The organism is Parageobacillus sp. G301 (assembly GCF_030268025.1).
Lineage (GTDB): Bacteria > Bacillota > Bacilli > Bacillales > Anoxybacillaceae > Parageobacillus_B > Parageobacillus_B toebii.
The window spans coordinates 686,812-707,182 of sequence record NZ_BSDB01000002.1; the positions used below are offsets into that span (position 1 = coordinate 686,812).

Annotated in this window: 19 protein-coding genes and 1 pseudogene; 16 read left to right on the forward strand and 4 right to left on the reverse strand. The window is 38.1% G+C overall.

Annotated features, from left to right (window positions below):
- Positions 1-392: 392 nt before the first annotated feature.
- Positions 393-2,111, reverse strand: coding sequence for a GMC family oxidoreductase (locus QSJ37_RS12235; protein WP_285755395.1), 1,719 nt, complete (start codon positions 2,109-2,111; stop codon positions 393-395).
- Positions 2,112-2,648: 537 nt separating this feature from the next.
- Between QSJ37_RS12235 and QSJ37_RS12240 the strand changes: the two genes are divergently transcribed.
- From QSJ37_RS12240 to QSJ37_RS12285, 10 genes and pseudogenes are all read left to right on the forward strand, one after another.
- The gene (locus QSJ37_RS12240; RefSeq protein ID WP_033024993.1) at positions 2,649-3,059 is read left to right on the forward strand and encodes an RrF2 family transcriptional regulator; all 411 of its coding nucleotides are present in this window, start codon (positions 2,649-2,651) and stop codon (positions 3,057-3,059) included.
- A 115-nt stretch (positions 3,060-3,174) separates the two neighbouring features.
- A complete protein-coding gene (mnmA, locus tag QSJ37_RS12245) occupies positions 3,175-4,287 on the forward strand; it encodes a tRNA 2-thiouridine(34) synthase MnmA (RefSeq protein WP_285755396.1) in 1,113 nt (370 codons plus the stop codon).
- 231 nt (positions 4,288-4,518) lie between these two features.
- Entirely contained in the window at positions 4,519-5,463 is a 945-nt protein-coding gene (locus tag QSJ37_RS12250; protein ID WP_069304104.1) for an LLM class oxidoreductase, read from the forward strand.
- 62 nt (positions 5,464-5,525) lie between these two features.
- Complete coding sequence (locus tag QSJ37_RS12255; protein ID WP_069304105.1) at positions 5,526-6,170, forward strand: SDR family oxidoreductase; 645 nt, start codon at positions 5,526-5,528, stop codon at positions 6,168-6,170.
- 33 nt (positions 6,171-6,203) lie between these two features.
- Entirely contained in the window at positions 6,204-7,052 is an 849-nt protein-coding gene (locus QSJ37_RS12260; protein ID WP_285755397.1) for a sugar phosphate isomerase/epimerase family protein, read from the forward strand.
- Between the two features lie 559 nt (positions 7,053-7,611).
- Positions 7,612-8,847 (forward strand): MFS transporter, encoded by a 1,236-nt coding sequence (locus QSJ37_RS12265; protein WP_285755398.1) that lies wholly within the window; start codon positions 7,612-7,614, stop codon positions 8,845-8,847.
- A 193-nt stretch (positions 8,848-9,040) separates the two neighbouring features.
- Positions 9,041-9,685 (forward strand): FMN-binding negative transcriptional regulator, encoded by a 645-nt coding sequence (locus QSJ37_RS12270; RefSeq protein WP_285755399.1) that lies wholly within the window; start codon positions 9,041-9,043, stop codon positions 9,683-9,685.
- 42 nt (positions 9,686-9,727) lie between these two features.
- A pseudogene (locus tag QSJ37_RS12275) lies at positions 9,728-9,928 on the forward strand (antibiotic biosynthesis monooxygenase family protein); the annotation flags it as partial.
- Between the two features lie 375 nt (positions 9,929-10,303).
- Positions 10,304-10,513 (forward strand): hypothetical protein, encoded by a 210-nt coding sequence (locus QSJ37_RS12280; protein ID WP_285755401.1) that lies wholly within the window; start codon positions 10,304-10,306, stop codon positions 10,511-10,513.
- Positions 10,510-10,986, forward strand: a complete 477-nt coding sequence (locus tag QSJ37_RS12285; protein ID WP_285755403.1) for a hypothetical protein — start codon at positions 10,510-10,512, stop codon at positions 10,984-10,986. The genes QSJ37_RS12280 and QSJ37_RS12285 overlap by 4 nt, the downstream gene beginning before the upstream one ends.
- Before the next feature lie 46 nt (positions 10,987-11,032).
- Here the strand turns inward: QSJ37_RS12285 and QSJ37_RS12290 are convergent, their stop codons facing one another.
- Both QSJ37_RS12290 and QSJ37_RS12295 read right to left on the reverse strand, forming a co-directional pair.
- Entirely contained in the window at positions 11,033-11,716 is a 684-nt protein-coding gene (locus tag QSJ37_RS12290) for a cell wall hydrolase (RefSeq protein WP_285755405.1), read from the reverse strand.
- Between the two features lie 427 nt (positions 11,717-12,143).
- Positions 12,144-12,791: a cupin domain-containing protein gene (locus tag QSJ37_RS12295; protein ID WP_285755406.1), complete on the reverse strand. Its 648-nt coding sequence runs from the start codon at positions 12,789-12,791 to the stop codon at positions 12,144-12,146.
- 510 nt (positions 12,792-13,301) lie between these two features.
- Here QSJ37_RS12295 and QSJ37_RS12300 point away from each other — a divergent pair.
- From QSJ37_RS12300 to QSJ37_RS12315, 4 genes are all read left to right on the forward strand, one after another.
- On the forward strand, positions 13,302-13,436 hold the full coding sequence (locus tag QSJ37_RS12300) for a hypothetical protein (protein ID WP_285755407.1): 135 nt from the start codon (positions 13,302-13,304) through the stop codon (positions 13,434-13,436).
- Positions 13,437-13,551: 115 nt separating this feature from the next.
- Positions 13,552-13,716 carry a hypothetical protein gene (locus QSJ37_RS12305; RefSeq protein WP_015864897.1) on the forward strand — a complete coding sequence of 55 codons (165 nt, stop codon included), beginning with the start codon at positions 13,552-13,554 and terminating at the stop codon, positions 13,714-13,716.
- A 425-nt stretch (positions 13,717-14,141) separates the two neighbouring features.
- A complete protein-coding gene (locus QSJ37_RS12310; RefSeq protein ID WP_285755409.1) occupies positions 14,142-15,470 on the forward strand; it encodes a processed acidic surface protein in 1,329 nt (442 codons plus the stop codon).
- Entirely contained in the window at positions 15,471-16,064 is a 594-nt protein-coding gene (locus QSJ37_RS12315) for a class D sortase (protein ID WP_285755411.1), read from the forward strand. It begins immediately after the preceding gene.
- Between the two features lie 118 nt (positions 16,065-16,182).
- Here QSJ37_RS12315 and QSJ37_RS12320 read toward each other — a convergent pair whose 3' ends face one another.
- A complete protein-coding gene (locus tag QSJ37_RS12320) occupies positions 16,183-17,136 on the reverse strand; it encodes a cation diffusion facilitator family transporter (protein WP_285755412.1) in 954 nt (317 codons plus the stop codon).
- A 197-nt stretch (positions 17,137-17,333) separates the two neighbouring features.
- Here QSJ37_RS12320 and glgB point away from each other — a divergent pair, with 197 nt between their 5' ends.
- Both glgB and QSJ37_RS12330 read left to right on the forward strand, forming a co-directional pair.
- On the forward strand, positions 17,334-19,265 hold the full coding sequence (gene glgB / locus QSJ37_RS12325) for a 1,4-alpha-glucan branching enzyme (protein ID WP_285755413.1): 1,932 nt from the start codon (positions 17,334-17,336) through the stop codon (positions 19,263-19,265).
- Complete coding sequence (locus QSJ37_RS12330) at positions 19,216-20,367, forward strand: glucose-1-phosphate adenylyltransferase (protein WP_285755415.1); 1,152 nt, start codon at positions 19,216-19,218, stop codon at positions 20,365-20,367. Before glgB ends, QSJ37_RS12330 begins: the two co-directional genes overlap by 50 nt.
- Positions 20,368-20,371 lie beyond the last annotated feature (4 nt).

Below are 20,371 nucleotides of genomic sequence, written 5' to 3' on the forward strand. Positions count from 1 at the left end.
CCCCCCGTGTGGGTTCGACTCCCACCATCGGCACCATATATTGATTTATCAAGGTTTCTCGTATCAAACGAGAAATTTTTTTTATGCCTACATTTTCAAAAAATATACGCAAATTTTGTTTACATATTAAGACAAGCCTGCAAAGTTTAGGGATGCCCAAGCAGAAGGCATATGAATGGAGGAACACTTGGAAGAAATATTGGAGAGTAGCTTTTAGCTCCATCTTGCATAAAGCCCTTGGTAACTCCTATTAGGAGAACCAAGGGCTGAAGAGTCTTTATCAACGGTACAGATCTTTACGTCAGACTTAATGGAACAGACGAGACGTATACCGAAGATACGTACGATGATGTGAGAGGAGAAGGGTTAGTCACCCTCTGCTGCTTGATTTATCAACTTAATTCTTCAAATTCTTCATCATCCACCACATATGGGGAAGGATCTTCTTTAATAAATCGCACCGCATTTAAACCAATCATCTGAGCAGGCATGGAAGTGTTACCATCTGGCAAAGTAGGGCAGATGGAAAGATCAGCAACTTTAAGGTTTTTGGTACCAAAAACATTCAGAAATCCATCAACAACTCCTTCTTGAATATTCCTCCCCATTCTACATTGCCCTCCAAAATGAGCAAGATTATGATAAGAGGCCTTGACATAATTAGCAAGCAGGTTTCGTTTTTCTGCCTCATTAGTTAAATGGAATATATTTTCAGGAGGGTATACAACCTTATAAATGCCGTCTGGATCTAGTTTGCGAGCTCTCTTTATAATATTGAAAATCTGAATATACTGATCCACCATAAAATCTAAGTCATCAGGATTTTCCAGCGGATTAAGGTCAACTGATGGATAAGCTTCAGGATCGCTATGTGCGACTGTAATCGTACCTCTGCTTTTAGGGTTAAGGTCAAAAATTCCAATGCTCATTATATTACTTGATTTTTTTGGATCAAAATCCCAATTATTAATAATGACATCTTGAATAGGGACAAACGATGGTGTTGGAAGTCCAAATAATTGAAGGCGGCGCCCTCCTCCGCCTTCCCCTTTAAAAGCACCGAGTGTAAATGGCTGATCAGGATCAGCGGACATTACCTTTAAAAGTCGTGTTGTTTCTACTTCTACACCCATTCCAACAGCATAATGGGTTTGGAAATTGTAACCAACATTTGGGCTCTTTACTAATGTTCGTATGCCTGCTCTACCCAAATCAGTTGGTCTTCCAATCCCCGAACGTTGTAGAATGACCGAGGAAAAATTACCCGCAGAAACAATGATTCCTTTTCTAGCAAAAGCTCTTTGTGATCTCCCATTTCTGACAAACTCAACGCCAACAGCAATGTGAAATTCTCTTTTTTGTTTAAATAGAATTTTATTGACGGTTGTTTTTGTTAAAATGACCAACTTTCTCCCATTAACCCCAAACTCATCTGGATCGAACTCGTCTCCTTGTGTGACAATATTTTTATTTAAATATCCAGTTGCAGTAGATGAACGGATAAACTTTCCATCTACCTCTTTGTTCAGAAATTGAGATTTGAAAAATGTACAATCTCTTATGCCTGTATTATAATCTTCGACAATTGGGATATCCAAAACATCTGATGTTGCTTTAGCTAAAATAGTTGTAAGTCCATTCTTAGGAATGATTTGTTGTCTAACGAAAATAGGACCTTTTGTTCCCCGTTCGTTTGGATCTTGTGTCTTTCCTGTATAGGTTTCATTTTTTTTGAATAAAGAACGGATATTGCTGTAACTCCATTGAGATCCGACGAGATCTGCCCACTCATCATAAAGGTTACTGCTTCCACGTACTGCATACATTGCATTATGTTCTGAGCTTCCCCCAATTGCTCTGCCGCTTGCTAATCTAAGCTGACTGCTAATAGTTGGCTGCGTTTTAGAAAGAATATTAAATGAAAATCTGTTATCAGTAGATAAAGCACTTGATGTTGCACGAGAAGGACTACTTAGCTCGTTCGTCAGATTCGTTCCTGCTTCAAGGACGAGCACAGAAGTACGTTTGTCATCCGTTAATTCTTTGGCAATTACCCCTCCGGCAGTTCCAGCACCAATCACGATATAATCAAAAGGTTTTTTGGTTGACATGGGATCATTCCTTTCAATATAGGATTTAGAATAACTAATTCCGATTCTTTCTGCGCTGAAATGATCGGATCGGACTTTTCACTTGTTCACTCATAGAAAAGCTCAGTGCACATCGCACATTCCATTTCTTTGACATATAAACTTTGGCGTAATAAATTTAAAATATATTTCCAGTTGTGAACTCTGTAAAAAATAATAAGGACACAAGAATTATAGCCCCTATCTTCATATTTACGATTAAGTATCAAAATTGGTGCAATAAATATATGCTATCTCCCATGGGAGAACGGAAATTCTTCTTTAATCTGTGGTGCCGCGAAGCGATGGGCTAATGGGACAGTTTAGTTGAAAAAGGGGAGAATTGTACAAGGAGACAGAATATTACAAGTAAAAAGCTTTCGGGGGAAGTGTGAAGATGAAAATTGAAGATATATATAATGATTTACCAAAACTCGAAACTGAAGGACTTTAGAAATTATTTGCAATTGACAATATCAACTGTAATCATTATTATTACAGTTAGGAGGAAGGTTCATTATGAATAGCGATTTTTCGATTGCCGTTCACTGCGTCACTTACCTGGCCCAAAAGCAAAGCCAACGAGTGACCAGTGAAGACATTGCCCAAAGTGTTTCTGTCCACCCAGCAAGATTAAGGAAAATTTTGAGCATATTAAGGAAAGAAAATATTATTACTTCTAAAGAAGGGGCAAAAGGCGGATTCTCTTTAAACGATTCACCAGAACATATTACGTTAGACAAAATATTTAAAATCACTAGTGAGGAAACGCTTGTACCGAAATGCCCTGATTCCAATGAGAATTGTCCAATAGGCAGAAACCTATCAAATATACTCATTCGCGTTTTTCACAATGCGGAAGAACACTTTTTAAATTATTTAAAAGGTGTAACGATCAAGGATATCATTGATGAAATCAATAGTAGTTAGGTTTTCATGCCTGAAACAAAAGTACGACTAATGCTTTTATGTTAGTTGTGCTCCATAAATTTTTTTTAAACATAACTGTAACAAAAAATATTTCAGTTTAAGAAGGTGAATAAGGTTGAAGAAAAAACGGGTTGTCGTTGGAATGTCGGGTGGGGTTGATTCCTCTGTGGCAGCCTACCTTTTAAAACAAGAGGGGTATGACGTAATCGGTGTATTTATGAAAAATTGGGATGACACCAATGACGATGGTGTATGTACAGCAACGGAAGATTACGAAGATGTTAAGAGAGTTGCCAATCAACTCGGGATTCCTTATTACAGTGTGAACTTCGAAAAAGAATATTGGGATCGAGTATTTACGTACTTTATAGATGAGTTGAAACGGGGGCGAACACCAAATCCAGATGTTTTATGCAATACAGAAATTAAGTTTAAAGCGTTTGTTGACTACGCTCTTTCACTAGATGCTGATTATATTGCGACAGGCCATTACGCAAGAATCAACAGAGAAAATGGCCAAATCGCCTTATTGCGTGGAAAAGATCCCAATAAAGATCAAACGTATTTTCTTAGCCAATTAACAGCAGAGCATTTGTCAAAAGTCCTGTTTCCTATTGGAGAATTAACGAAAGATGAAGTACGAAAAATCGCTCAAGAATTGAACCTTGTTAACGCCAATAAAAAAGATAGTACAGGAATCTGTTTTATTGGAGAAAGAAATTTCAAAAACTTTTTAAAGAATTATTTGCCGGCACAGCCCGGAGAAATTCGCTCTCTAGATGGAGAAGTGCTAGGTACTCATGATGGGTTGATGTACTATACGATTGGCCAACGAAAAGGACTTGGAATCGGTGGAAAAGGAACAGGTGAACCTTGGTATGTCGTTGATAAAGATTTAGAAAACAACGTTTTACTCGTCGCTCAAGGTAAAAATCATCCTGCTCTGTTTTCTACCGGTCTTATTGCATCCAACATTAGCTTTATTAATGGGGATGTTCGTCCACATACATTTGCATGTACAGCTAAATTCAGATACCGTCAAGAAGATCAGAAAGTAACCGTTCATATTCGTCCGAATGGAACGGCATTTGTGGAATTCGAAAAACCAGTTAAAGCCGTTACTCCAGGACAAGTAGCGGTATTTTATGACAATGATGTTTGTCTTGGCAGTGCGATTATTGATGAAGTGATAAAAATGGATGCTTCAACTGCCACTGTGGCATCTTAAAACAATATAGATAGCTACATTATTTGACTATGGAATGCCCCCCTATATACACGCTATTTTGTCAGGAATAATAAGTGTTGTGATAAGGAATAAAATCAAGGGGATTTTTATGGCTATCAAAAGAGTGAATGCAAAACATCATACTGAATCATCTTTAAGATATTTTATGTTTTGATGGAACGTTTTTCTAGATACAACGAAATTAAAAAATAATTGGAAGGTAGATGTGAAATGGAAAAATTTAAAAATCACAAAGGGTATTCACGCATGTATCAAGAAAACAAGCTAACTTTAGGATTGTTCTTTCCGATTGAATCGTATATGGGCGATGTCCCTGAGATGAATATAGAAAAACAAATGAAGTTAGCCAAGCGAGCAGAAGAACTCAATTTCGCTTCATTATTTGTGAGAGATGTACCGTTGCGCGATCCTAATTTCGGGGATGTCGGGCAAATATATGACCCGTTTACGTATTTAGGGTATGTTGCTGCCAACACAGAAAAGATTGCCTTGGGAACGGGAAGTATTATTTTAACGTTGCGCCATCCTCTTCATGTCGCAAAAGCGGCGGCTTCTGTAGACAGATTATCTGGTGAAAGACTTATTCTCGGTGTCGCAACAGGTGACCGTCCAATCGAGTTTCCAGCTTTTTCTGTGAATCCAGAAGATCGGAGCGAATTATTCCGAGAAGCGGTTGGTGTCATGAAAAAAGCATGGAAAGAGCATTTTCCTGTCATTGACTCTTTACGAGTGCATATGACAAATGGAGATCTTTTGCCAAAACCGAAATTGTCAGACATACCAGTAATGGTGACAGGTCACAGTGGACAGTCTCCTGAATGGATTGCTGAACATAGTGATGGCTGGATTTACTATCCACGTGCACTCAAATTTCAAAGAGCATTAATCGAGAATTGGCGTTCGTTAACAGAGGAATTTAAGCCATTTACCCAATCGCTTTATGTTGATTTGGCGGAAGACCCATATCATGTACCAATACCGATTCATCTTGGATTCCGTACGGGTCGCGTTTTCCTTATCGAATTTCTTGAAGCTTTGCGAGATGCAGGTGTGAACCATGTCATCATCAACTTAAAATATGGCCAACGTCCAGTAGAAGAAGTAATCGAAGAATTAGGTGAATTTGTGCTTCCACACTTTCCGGCTTTATCATGATGAGGACAATCCATTTGGTTGATAACCTTTAAAGACGTAAATATAAGAAAGGGAGGATGCGTATGAAAGTTTTGGTCATTGGCGCCAACGGAAAAGTAGGCCAACAAGTGGTGAGCATGCTTCATGAGCATGAACGGCACACCGTTCGTGCAATGGTTCGAAAACAAGAGCAATTGGAGGCTTTTCAGAAAAAAGGAATTGAAGCGGTGCTCGCTGATCTTGAAGGCACTGTCGATGAAATTGCCGAAGCAGCCAAAGGCTGTGACGCGATTGTATTTTCCGCCGGTTCAGGTGGACACACAGGAGCGGATAAGACATTGCTTGTCGATTTAGACGGTGCCGTAAAAGCGATGGAAGCTGCAGAAAAAGTCGGAATTAAACGCTTTGTCATGGTGAGCTCATTCCAGGCCCACAACCGTGAGAACTGGCCGGAAAACCTCAAACCTTATTATGTCGCCAAACATTATGCTGACCGTATGTTAATGAATAGTGGTTTAAATTATACGATTATTCGTCCTGGATATCTTCTTAATGAAAAAGGCACAGGGTTGGTTGCTGTAGCAGAAAACTTAAATGTCGGGAGCATTCCACGCGAAGATGTAGCAAGAACAATCGTTCAATCTCTTGATGAACCAAATACGTATAAAAAAGCATTCGATTTAATGTCGGGGGATACAGAGATTGCTGAAGCATTGAAATCACTGTAATGAAGCATTCATCCGAAGGGAGAATTTAGAAACATGGCTTACAAATTTTATGCAATGGATTTTGCTTTTTATAACTCCATGGGCATTTATAGCTTTGAAGCTAGGTGTGAAATGCTAAAAGAGATCGGGTATGATGCGACCCATTTATCCGTCTGGCACGGTGAACGGTGGAGAGATGTAGAGAAGCTCAAAAACGTTAAGGAGAAATATGGGCTGGATGTCGCTGGCGTGTACGTTGTGTTAGACCTTTCATTAGGTGAGGACCACCCAAGAAATACAGGTATTTTAAAAATGCTGGAGATCATGGAAGGATGCTCTACGGTCGAACTGGCGATTCAATCTGTCGGACATCATATACGCCCTTCAGACCCTAAAGGGGACGACATCGCAGTGAAGTGGCTGGAAAAAGCACTGAAGATTGCGGAACGAAGAAACATTAATATCTTACTTTACACACACTTATCATTCTGGGTTGAGCGCCATGAAGATGCAGTAAGACTTTGCAAGCGTCTCAATCATCCTAATCTCGGCATTGTATTTTGCGGCTACCATTGGTACGCAGTCGATGGAACAAATCTATCAGCTACGCTTAAAGCGGTATCTCCTTACTTGAAACAGGTGAACATTTCTGGTAGCCGCCGAGATCCGCACGGTTTTGGGGGAGTAGCAACAATTGAGCCTTTGGACGTCGGGGAGTTAGATAATTTTGCGTTGCTTGGACAGCTTAAAAAGATAGGCTATAATAGGATGATTGGTTACCAAGGTTGGGGTGAAGGAGGCGACGCTTACAGTAAGCTAAGCCGTTCACTCAAAGCGTTCCGCGATATGGAGCGTAGACTTGAGGCACACCCACATTGGGCGGATTTAAGATTAACTCCATAATCATTCCTTCATCCGCTCCTTTGATTGACTCGTTTAAAGGATACAGGTTGACTAAATAATAATACCTGTCAAATAGACATGTATAAAAGAGTGAACCTTATGCGGCAAGTGTTCGGCATTCCACCGGACTCTTGCCGTATTTGTTTATATTCGTTTTTCGTTATAGTTGGATAAAGATGAGATACATAACAGAAGCCCTGCAAAAAGGTATCGGGATTATATTTTCAACGAATATCAGCTTCATCGAATTGAAAATCCGATCATGCTTCTAATGATAAATTTTTATTTTATTAAAAGGTTGCTTACATAGTGTAATTAGACTATAATCTAATTAGATTATTATCTAATTAGATTATAGCCTGTATTACAGTTAAGCAGGTTTGTTAATTCTATAAACCACAAGAATTCATAAAGAAGAGAGTTGATCATGAGCCGTTTTATGTATCGGAAAATTAATAAAATGAATCTCCCCCGAACTTTTGATTTTTATTTTTTTTTTGCAAATCTAATTAGATATATATCTAATTAGATGTTTATAAAAAAGCAATGGGGTGATTTTGTGGCTAATGCAATAAATATATTTTACCAAGAAAAAAATTACTTAAGGCTGTTTTTGGCGGGAATCGTTAATGGGATTGGGGACCGTTTTAGTCAAGTTGCCCTTTTGTCCCTGCTGTTGGAGTTAACCGGTTCGGGACTTGCCGTTGGCATCGCTTTAGCCATTCGGGTTGTTCCATTTTTATTATTCGGCCCTTTTGGAGGGTTCTTAGCTGATCGATTTTCAAGAAAGAAAATACTTATTATCACTGACTTATCAAGAATTGCTTTTGCTATCTCCTTTGTATTGGTAAATGACAAGTCTGATATTTGGATTGTTTATCTGAGCACATTTGTTTTAGCTGCAGGGGAAGCAATCTATGCACCTGCAAGAAAGTCATTCATTCCTTTACTCGTTAAGAAAGAAAACATTATAAAGATTAATAGCTTAGAACAGGTCATGCTTGGAATAGTTTTAATAGGAGGTTCATTTTCTGGCGGTATTGTCACCTTTTTCTTTGGACCAGATATGACATTTTGGTTTAATGGCCTTTCATTTTTAATAGCTGCTATGATCATCTTTTCTATTCCATTCACAAATAAAAATCGCCATATACAGAAAAATGATAAGAAAAATCATGAATCTAACATCTTCCATTCGATAAAAACCATTAAAAAATTAATGATTGCATCTAGTGCCCTTTATATTGCATTTCTATTTGAGTTCATCGTACCTCTTTTTAATGGGATTGATAACGTACTCATTAGCATCTATGCCGTTCAGGAATTTGATCTAGGCGATATAGGTGTCGGTCTTTTTTATGGAGCCCTCGGGATTGGTTTAATGCTAAGTTTTATAGTAGCTCAACGCATTCACCAGCATCTGTTGTTAATTGGTTTGACGGCTCTAATATTAGAAGGTTTGTTTCACATTATCTTAAGTCGAGTTCATTTAGCATTCATTGCTTTTATTATATATATTTCCATCTCTTTTGTATCAGGCATTTGCAATACATGCTTCGATTCCATTGTTATGAAGGAGACGCCTAGTGACAAACAAGGCTTAGTATTTGGTTTATTGACCACCATTTCAAATACATTCATTGGAATATCTATGTTCGGGGCTGGCATCATTTTAGAAGTAGTCAATAATAGAACACTTGGTTTGATTGGGGGAATGGGTTTTGTGTTAACTGGACTATTTCTTTTTGTGGTATATTCATCAAAAGAAAAGGAATTGTCGACTTTACGTGAATAGTTTGATAAGTTTTAGGATATACGATCAAAAAATAACAGAAACATAGGTATTTATGTGAAATTTTAATAGAAACAAAATCGCTTCATGATTAGCGAACGAGCAGGATAGTTGAAGGGGTTACAATTTAATCTTTCTTGTATTTTTATCCATTAATATATATAATTATACAAAAAAATGCTTGGGGGAATCAGAAATGTACATACCAAAAGCTTTTGAAGTTAATGATAAAACAAAATTAGTAAATTTTATTAGAGACAATAGTTTCGGAATTTTATTTTCTCAGGAAGAAAGTGGACCGTTAGCAACACATTTGCCTTTTTTAATTGATGAAAAAACGGGGGATAACGGTGTGTTGATTGGTCATATGGCAAAACGGAATCCTCACTGGAACAAATTAAATGGTAAAGAAGTTCTTGTAGTCTTTCCAGGTCCCCACGCTTATATATCGGCTTCCTGGTATAACGAACCTAACACTGTACCTACTTGGAATTACGTAGCAGTCCACGTATATGGAACAGTTAGAATCATAGAGAAAAAAGAAGAAATGGTTGAACGGATGGAAAAGACGGTTAATTTTTATGAATCATCTATGCCTAACCCCTGGAATGCTAAATTTGATGATGAATTCATAGATGGCTTAATGAACGGGATAGTTGTATTTGAAATCTCAATAAATAAGATTGAAGGGAAATGGAAGTTAAGCCAGAATCACTCAATAGAAAGGCAACAAAACCTTATTAATGGTTTGAAAGCAAGCAACAAATATAATTCAGCAGAAATTGCAAAAATGATGGAACAGAATATTAAACAAAAAGACTCTTTTTGCAAGAATTGTTGATTTTATTATCTGATAAATATTAAACATTTCCGGAGGATATTTATGAATGGAAATTCAAAAACACCACAACCACCTTATTATGCAGTTATTTTCACTTCAGAACGTACTGAAGGTGATAACGGTTACGGTCAAATGGCAGAAAAAATGGTAGAGTTAGCTTCCCAGCAACCAGATTTTCTGGAGGCAGAAAGTGTTCGGGATGAATCTGGACTAGGAATTACTGTTTCTTATTGGAATTCATTGTTTTAACGCAGGAGACCCCCACTTCAAGAAATGAAATGAGCAAGTGGGGGAGGAATGCGTCTTCCTCCTTTCTTTTGAGTAAAGCATATCACTAAATTATTAGATCATAAACTGTAACTCCATCTAAGGTGACAGTAAAATTTCCTGGTTCGAAAATACCATTTTTAGACCATCTCTACTTCCAATTTTTACAAAACAACTCCTTGACATTATGATTATATCCGAGTTTTTCAATATGTAAATTATTAGGAGGAGAAAGTATTCCAATTTAACGTGACTTTTATTGTAATATTAATATAATACCTAAAATTGGTAAATAAGCCTCAGGAAAAATTTTTTGAACAATTTACAATTATTTATAAGGGAGGTAATAACATGAAAATGAACACCATTATTTTAAAAATTGTTATACCAGCCTTTCTGACAGCCCTTGGTTTCTTAGCAGTAGATTATATTTTTGAAATCTTTGGAGACGTTGAAGAAAGAACTGTATTCCTGCGATTTATTATCTATCTAGCCATAACACATCTTATGATGTATGGAATCGTAAGAAGGAATATTAAAAAACAGGAGGAGAGGTTTTGAAAAAGGCTGCGAATGTCATAATATCGTTCGCATTATTTTTTGTTTTGCTGTCCTTTTTTAATACTGAACAAGCTAGTGCTGCTAAGTGGAATTCTCGTACTCCTTATGTCGGTCAAGTAAAGACCGTAACAGTCAAAATTCACAAATCTAAACTAAAAAGGCAGTATCAACAAGCAAAAATCACCAATAAAACTGTTGAAGCTGTAAATGAATTTATTTCAGGCTATCTAGGTTATAAAGCAAAAAGTTCTCTTCAAGGTGGGTTGATTGGAATAGGAACATATACCTTATCAAAACTAATAGGGCTAGGTTCTAAAGAACAAATGAAAGAAACAAAAGCAATTTTAGAAAAAATGAAAAAGAATCAGGCCAACTATATCATTGTTAAACAAAAATATCGTTACTCTTATTATAGTGGGGCTGGTACAGGCTGGTATCCGGCTGGAAAAGCAGATATAAGTTATTCGAAATAATACCTCCCGAAAATAAAAAAGAGAGAGCATTAAGCTCTCTCCTGTATTATTTCTTAAACACATAATTGCCAATTACTTTTGTTGTTTCTTTAGATTCTAACCAGCTACTACGAGTTACTTTAGGATTATAGAAATATAGGCTTCCACTATTTCTTGAACGACTAATACTTAAAGCTCTTTCTACAGCTTGTCTACTTTCTGCATCAGCAGGTTTATTAATTTCTCCATTTGATACAACAGAGAATTGACCAGGTTGATAAATTACATCTTTAATTGTGTCCGGGAATTGTTTGCTATTAACTCTATTCAAAACAACAAGTGCAACTTCAACTTTTCCGACCAATGGTTCACCTTGTGCTTCTGCACGAACTAGTCTTGCTAATAGATCTTTTTCATATGCTGACATATTAGCTGTTTTATGTGTTACTGTTGGTTTATGAACTACTGGAGGTTGGGCAACAGACTTACGAACTACTGGTTTTTGAACTGAAGATCTATAATTTACTCTTTTTCTATCAATATTAACAATTTGGCCTGGGTAAATTAAATCAATGTCTTCAATTTGGGGATTATTTTGTGCTAAAGTAGAAAGAGGAACATCAAATTTATCTGCGATCTCAGACATAGTATCGCCTTTTTTAACTACATATTTTGTAGCAGCTAAAGTTGTTGGGGCATGTGCCGATAAGAAGAATGCACTTAAAAATGCTAATGTGAGGGGTTTTTTCATGGTAAAACACCTCTCCTGATTTTTTTATTCGTACGATATGTCAATAACGATTTAAAATTGGTTCTTACGCAATCTTGGTGATAGGAAGGGGCTAATTGAGAAAATTAGTGTGCAAATTAGAATTTTTTAGCTCCTCATTCTCAGTTATCTCGACTTTTCACCAAAAGAACATAAGAACCATTTTATCACCGTTGATTACAATCTGTGGTGAAGCTCGCTACATGGTTGGTTAGCGGGTGCGTTAGTTGAATAAAATAAGTACAAAAAAGCTACCTTATCATCACAAGGTGGCTTTTCATTTGGTCGAAAATCAACAACGATAACAGAGCCAAAATTTGCAATTTTATACGCTAAAACAATAAAAATGCTGGTGTTGACAAAAAAAAGACATGGATTTTCCATGCCAATAGTTGTACTTGTTTATCTGTTAGCCCCAATATTGCTGATACTGAGGGACGTAAGGGGGATGTTGGGATTGCTGAATACATTGCAGCTGTTGATAATGTTGATTTAAATATTGATGAGGGATATTTTCTTTTGCTCTGTTGCAGTTTTTGTATGGACCTATATATGTTGTGGGTTTAACTGGCGCAATTGCTTGTTTCCATTGATTTTCATCGAGACAATAGGTATGCGACATGATATTTGCAGGAGTAAATTTTAAAATGTCAGAACCTAAAATCACTTCTGGAGTTGGTGCATCAAAAATTGCCAAAAGATGAGTGTTATCAACTTCAGCTACTTCATAATGCCACCAGCCTCGCGGAACGTTTACCACTTGTCCGGGTGTAATAGAATAACTGAGAATTTGTTTTGTAAATGGGTTCAGCATCGATACCGTAGCAGCACCAGAAATACAATCGACTAGCTCGGATGCATTTTGGTGATAGTGCGGTTCTACGACATTATTAGCACTTAGGAAAATATCAAGCAGAGACACATTTTCCAGTGTATTCAACTGTTGAATACCTAATATGTTAATATAGTTTTTGTTATCTTTTTTGAACAAGGGACTTTTATTTACGTCAAAAGTGTATTGAGTTGATGGAGATGTGTAATCCAGATATGAAACCATAAATTTTCTTCACCTCTTTTATTAGGTATAAAAATAAACTTTATAGGCATGTTATGCACTTACAATTAGTTCGGTGTACGAATTAATTAGTACGCAGTTCGCCAAGATAGTAAAATTAAAAATCGTGTGGGTTCGACTCCCACCATCGACACTGGAAATTAGGAAAAGGATTTAGGGACAAGGGATTCCACTTATGTGGAATTCCTTGTTTTTTTATTTGCCGAATACGACTTCAGAGTAGAGATCTTTCACTATGTCGTAAATAAAGGAAAAATGAATCGCCACATCCAATTTTCTTGCTAGGTGATTATTTGGGGCCAGATCGTCCAGTTTCATCGAAGTTTCGGTATAGCGCCCGAGGTGGGAGAGCTTCATGTATCGTATGCATTTGAAAGGACGATTTTTGCCGGATGGGATGGAAAAATAACCTTTTGCCTTTATCATGAAGACAACAGCTAGCATAACGAATACAATTTAATAAAAAAGATGAATGTAAAGGAGGCGGGGAGAATGAAAGTGTCTTTGGATATTGACAGCGATTACGATGAGACAATCGTGACCATTCATTGTAAGGAAGTAGATGACACGATTAAAGATATCAAAAACTTAGCAAATCAAATGAATGAAGATTTAAAGAAAATATAAATAAATATCCCCTTCAGTCAGGATCGGATTTTCACAGCTCGGTCTTTTGTTTGCTGATGCGGATAAAAAAACATTATATAATAAAAGTGAAATAGGAGAGGAGTTGAAATGAACAATGGCAAACAAGCAAATGACTGCAGATGAAATTTTGGAAGCGATCCAAAAAATGAGCAATGAAGAACGTTGGAAATTGCTTGATAAGATGTACGACCTGTATTATTCCAAAGAGCATTTGATAATAAAAGCAAAACGTAAATATTTAGAAGAGGACGACTATTGACGAGCAAGCCTAAGCTAATTGCCTGGGCTTTTCTTTTTTTGTTCATTCGCGTTGTTCATTATACATTCAATACATCTAATATAATCTAGTCCCCCACATACGTTTCTTCTGTTTTTTGATATAGGCGCCACGTTGCGCATATGGACATCCTTCTTCTTTACGAAGCTGCTTGACCTTCACCATCCATAAATCCCGTTCGGCTTGGCTATATCTTCTTCAGTCTATTCGTTGCATCACTGATGATGTTTTAATCTCTTCTTTCCCAGTTTATCTGGCTGGAGCTGAATAGTTACTGTATTCATAAGAGTTTATCATAATTTTGAAATTTATTACATTAATGTTATATATTTTGCAATATTAAATCATTTTGCTTTCATTTATACTAAACTCGTATATTTATATTATTTTACTATGGGGGTTATTTTATGAAAAAATTGATTCCTTTTGCTGTTGCGGCATCCCTTGCCATCGCAACATTGCCTGCTTCTGCTTTTGCGATTGAATCCAATGATCCTGAGCTCCAAAGCTATCTAAACGAGATCGGTATGACCCAGGAAGAGCTGAAAGAATATTTAGACTACGATGGCTACACATTAGAAGATTTTCAAGATGTCGATGAGCTTCGCAGCGAGCTTGGCGATGTATTGACAGAAGAAAATTTACAACAATTGCTTGAAGATTATGGCTTAACGAAAGAGGAATTAAAACAACTTCTTATCGATAACGGTGAACTAGAACCAAACGAAGAAATTACGGAAGTGTTTAAGTTTTATAACGACTTAGAGGAATACGTCGAGTTTGAACGATTATATTTAACACCGATTAACGAAGAAACGCTTGCCGATTTCTTGCAAGAACATGATATGACGAAAGAACAATTACTCGCGCTTCTTAACAGCCATCATGAATCGTTAGAAGATTACAGTTCCATTGGCGAATTGGCTGATGTGGTGGATTATTATCAAAACTTAACTCCGCTTACGGAAGAAACATTGAACGAACTTTTAGACGAGCTTGGACTTACTCGACAACAATTGGAAAAGTTGCTTGCGGAAAATAACGATTCGTTAGACAACTATACGACAGTGGAAGAACTAGCAGAAGCCATTGTCGATTATATGCTTCCTGACTTAGATGAACTTGGCCTAACGGACGCTGAACTCGAAAAATTGTATAATCATTTCGAATCACTGAATATGGAAGATCCGCAATTCGCGAGTAAAATGGAAGAACTTAGCAAACGGATGGAAGCTATTAGTTCGTACGACTTTGAAAGTGTAAAAGAATTGTCTCCGGCACAAATAGCGGAATTTGCGGATGTGATGAATGACATGCTTGACGCTTTCCAATTAGACGTGAAATTTTATTTGACGAAAAACGGGGAGAAAAAGCCATTAAGCCTATCCACGCTGCTAACGATGGAATCAACGAACGGCTATGACCTCTTTATCGAAATTTATAACAAACAAGGGGAACTGCTTGCCGACTTTATATTGACAGCCGACATGTTTAACTCTGATTTATTTGATGACGTAGGCGAAGATTTAGAGAAAACGGGAAAAGTTGTGGAGATAGAGAAAAAGATTGAGAAAATTGAAGAAAAAGTAAAACAAAAACCGGTAAAAAGAACGGTAAAAGGAGCAAAACTTCCAAAAACGGCTTCTCCGTATGTATCGAATATGCTTATGGGAGTTGGATTCATCGCTATAGGAGCGTTCCTATTCCGGATAAGAAAAATATTAGGAGCGAAATAAATGAAAATGCAGCGAATCGTTCGCTTTCTTGGCATTAGCTTGATGGCGGCTGGCTTCGTTCTCGTCTTGCTCAACGGCTACAAATATGAGAAAGGAATCAATGCCGAAAAACCGGCGCCAAAGGAAACAGCAACGAAAGCGTCCTCTACACCGTCAAAGACTGCTGCAGCGATTTACCTGCGCCAACCGAAAGTAGGAGAAAACATTGGCGAGCTCATCATTCCGAAGCTGAACGCCAGTCTTCCAATTTATCATGGCACCAATGAAGAGGAATTAGAAAAAGGAGTCGGGCATTACGCTGGAAGCGTCCTGCCGGGGGAGCCGGACAACTGTGTGCTTGCAGGACATCGTGACACCGTCTTTCGCAAACTGGGCGAGGTAGGAAAAGGAGATTTGCTGATTGTTAAAACGGTTGCTGGAGAGTTTACCTACAAAGTCCGTAAAGTGCGAATTGTAGACGCCGATGACAGAACCGTGATTGTGCCAAAGCCAAAAGCCACATTAACCGTATCCACGTGCTATCCATTCGGCTACATCGGCGCAGCACCGAAGCGGTATATCCTTGTCGCTAACTTAGTGGAGGCAAGGAATTGATGTCTTATCCCTTTATCTCTATCAAATGTGAGTCGAAAATCCTTTTACATGAAAAAACCCCACAGAGTTTCTGTGGGGTTTTTTAGTTGGTATCATTTGCCTCGAAGGTTTATTTGACTTACATTTTTGTTTTCGTTTTCTGAAGCAAAAATTCTTTTCCATAGCTGCCGTGGTCATGAATCATCGCATGCTCAACCTGGATGGTCGTATGTTTGATTCCGTATTTTTTGTTTAGCATCTCGTTAATGGCCAAGATGACACAAAACGGCTGGATATGCTCGCTGATAAATACGTGTGCGGTTAATGAATAGTGGTCGGTGGAAACGGCCCATAAGTGCATGTCGTGTACATCTTCGACTCCTTCGACTTGGCGGATGTCCTCTCTAATCTGGTCGAGATGAAACTGATCAGGCACCGCTTCCATTAAGATGAGATACGATTCACGAATAATTTTTGCCCCGCCTGTGAAGATGATGGCAGCAATAATAATGCTGATAAGCGGGTCGAAAAAATAAAAACCAGTAAAATAAATGAGTATTGCTGAAATAATGACACCTATGGAGCTAAGAAGATCTCCGATAAAATGCCATAAGGCGCTTTTAATATTTAAGTTTTCTTCTTCTTTTGTACTTCGGCTAAGGACAATGGTCAATATGAGATTCACAATGAAACCAATCGAGGAAATAGTCAGCATTAAGCGAAAATCGATTGGTTCGGGAGAAATGAATCGTTTAATCCCTTCCCAAAAAATGCCAATAGAAATAATGGCCAACGTAAGACCGTTTAAAAAGGACGTAATAATTTCAAATCGCAAATAGCCGAACGTAAATCGATGATTTGGCGGACGAGTGGCAAGGTAAAGAGCGATCATGCTAAGCCCAAGCGCCAATACGTCAGATGCCATATGGGCAGAGTCGGAAAGCAAAGCCAAGGAATTGGATAATATCCCCCCAACAATTTCCAAAATCGTAAAAAACAATGTTAAACCGAGAGTGATCCAAAGCGTTTTTTTGGATTGATTTTGCGTTTTTACATGAGGAAGATGGTGATAATCGTATTGGATTGGTGACATGGCACACCTCTACTTTATAATAATTATTAGTTTATATATATTATAATATAATCAGCTAAAATTGTGCAAAAAAATTTTTTCGGCTCAGTTTGTTGGAAAATGTCAAAAAATATAAATTTTTTTCTCAAGGAATTTATACACCGTTGTGGAATATAAGTATCAACGACAAGAAACTTTAGGAAAGGACGCGATGCAGATTGATCTCCGTCAGTCCCACTGATTTAGAAATTTATTTATTTCATGAGGGCAGCTTATATAAAAGTTATGAATTGTTTGGCGCACATGTGATAAAGAAAAACGGCATGGTTGGAACTCGATTTTGTGTGTGGGCTCCGCATGCGCGGGAAGTGCGGTTAGTCGGAAGTTTTAATGAATGGAACGGAACTAATTTTAACCTGATGAAAGTAAGTGATCAAGGCGTATGGATGATTTTTATTCCCGAAAACTTAGAAGGGCATTTATATAAATATGAGATTAAAACTAGCGATGGGAATATCCTGCTCAAATCGGATCCATATGCGTTTTACTCCGAATTGCGCCCCCATACTGCCTCCATTGTCTACAACATAAAAGGATATCAATGGAATGACCAAGCATGGCGACGAAAGAAGCGGCAAAAACGAATTTATGATCAGCCTTTATTTATTTATGAGCTCCACTTTGGTTCATGGAAAAAGAAGGAGGATGGCAGTTTTTATACATATCAAGAAATGGCGGATGAGCTAATCCCTTATGTTCTTGAACATGGCTTTACTCATATTGAATTGCTTCCGCTTGTCGAGCATCCGCTCGACCGCTCTTGGGGATACCAAGGAACAGGTTATTATTCAGCAACAAGCCGTTATGGGACACCGCATGATTTGATGCATTTTATTGACCGCTGTCACCAAGCGGGAATCGGTGTGATTATCGATTGGGTCCCTGGCCATTTTTGCAAAGATGCCCATGGGCTATATATGTTTGACGGCGCTCCCACCTATGAATATGCCAATATGCAAGACAGGGAAAATTACGTGTGGGGAACGGCGAATTTTGATCTTGGCAGACCGGAAGTTCGCAGTTTTTTAATTTCCAACGCGTTATTTTGGATGGAATATTTCCATGTGGATGGATTTCGAGTGGACGCAGTAGCAAATATGCTATATTGGCCAAATAGTGATGTACTGCATAAGAATCCGTATGCTGTGCAGTTTCTGCAAAAATTAAATGAAACCGTATTTGCGTATGACCCAAGCATTTTAATGATTGCCGAAGATTCGACAGACTGGCCGCGCGTCACTGCCCCAACGTACGACGGAGGGTTGGGATTTAACTATAAATGGAACATGGGATGGATGAACGATATTTTAACTTATATGGAAACTGCCCCAGAGCAGCGAAAATATGTGCACAATAAAGTAACCTTTTCCCTTTTGTACGCGTATTCAGAAAATTTCATTTTACCTTTTTCCCACGACGAAGTCGTGCATGGAAAGAAATCATTATTAAATAAAATGCCGGGGACATATGAGGAAAAGTTTGCGCAACTAAGGTTGCTGTATGGATATTTGTTGACACATCCCGGTAAGAAGTTATTGTTTATGGGCGGTGAATTTGCTCAATTTGATGAATGGAAAGATTTAGAACAGCTCGATTGGGCGCTTTTTAATTTTGATCTGCATCGGAATATGAATATTTATGTGAAACAATTATTGAAATGTTATAAGCGCCATAAACCTCTTTATGAGCTAGATCATTCTCCAGATGGGTTTGAGTGGATTGATGTTCATAATGCTGAACAACGCATTTTCTCATTTGTTCGCAGGGGAAAAAAAGAGAACGATTTACTTGTTATTGTTTGCAACTTCACCAATAAAGTGTACCACGATTATAAAGTTGGCGTGCCGCTGTTTGCTACATATCGAGAAATAATCAATAGCGATGCAGTCGAGTTCGGGGGATGGGGGAATATCAATGCGAAGCCGATTGCAGCGGTCAAAGAGCCGTTTCATGGAAAACCGTATCACATTCGGATGACGATTCCACCGTTTGGCATTTCTATTTTAAGACCAGTAAAAAAACGAGGGGAGAGAAACATTAATGGTAAAGAAAAAGTGCATCGCCATGTTATTGGCAGGAGGGCAAGGTAGCCGGCTATGCTCATTGACGAAAAACATTGCAAAACCAGCGGTTCCATTTGGCGGAAAATATCGAATTATCGATTTTACATTGAGCAACTGCACAAATTCCGGCATCGATACGGTCGGGGTATTAACGCAATATCAGCCGCTTCTATTACACTCTTATATCGGTATTGGCAGCGCTTGGGATTTAGACAGGAAAAATGGCGGTGTCACTGTTCTCCCTCCATATTCGGTGTCGTCTGGTGTGAAATGGTACGAAGGAACGGCAAACGCCGTTTATCAAAATATCAATTACATTGAACAATATGATCCGGATTACGTGCTAGTGTTATCGGGCGACCATATTTATAAAATGGATTATCGAAAAATGTTGGATTATCATATTGCGAAACAAGCGGATGTAACCATTTCTGTTATTGAAGTGCCTTGGTCGGAGGCAAGCCGATTCGGCATTATGAATACCAATGAACAAATGGAAATTATTGAATTTGAAGAAAAACCGGCGAATCCGAAAAACAACCTTGCTTCGATGGGCATTTATATGTTTAACTGGCCGCTTTTAAAAGAATATTTGCAAATAGACAACGCAAATCCACATTCCAGCCACGACTTTGGAAAAGATGTGATTCCGTTATTGCTTCGGGAGAAGAAGCGGCTTGTTGCCTATCCATTTAAAGGCTATTGGAAAGATGTTGGAACGGTACAAAGTTTATGGGAGGCCAATATGGATTTATTGGACGAAGAAAATGAATTAAATTTATTTGACCATTCATGGCGGATTTATTCTGTCAATCCGAATCAGCCGCCACAATACATTTCCGATGAGGCCGTCGTCATTAATTCGCTTGTGAACGAGGGATGCATGGTGGAAGGGAATGTCGAGCATTCCGTATTATTTCAAGGGGTTCATGTCGGGAAAGGAGCAATCGTGAAAGATTGCGTCATTATGCCGGATGCGGTGATTGGTGAGGGGGTATATATCGAAAGAGCGATCGTGCCGCCGGACGTAGAGATTCCGCCACATTCAGTTATTTGCTCCGATGATATTCTTCTTGTTACAAAGGAATGGTTAACAGAACGGAAAATGGAAGATATTCGGAAAGGATGAGCAA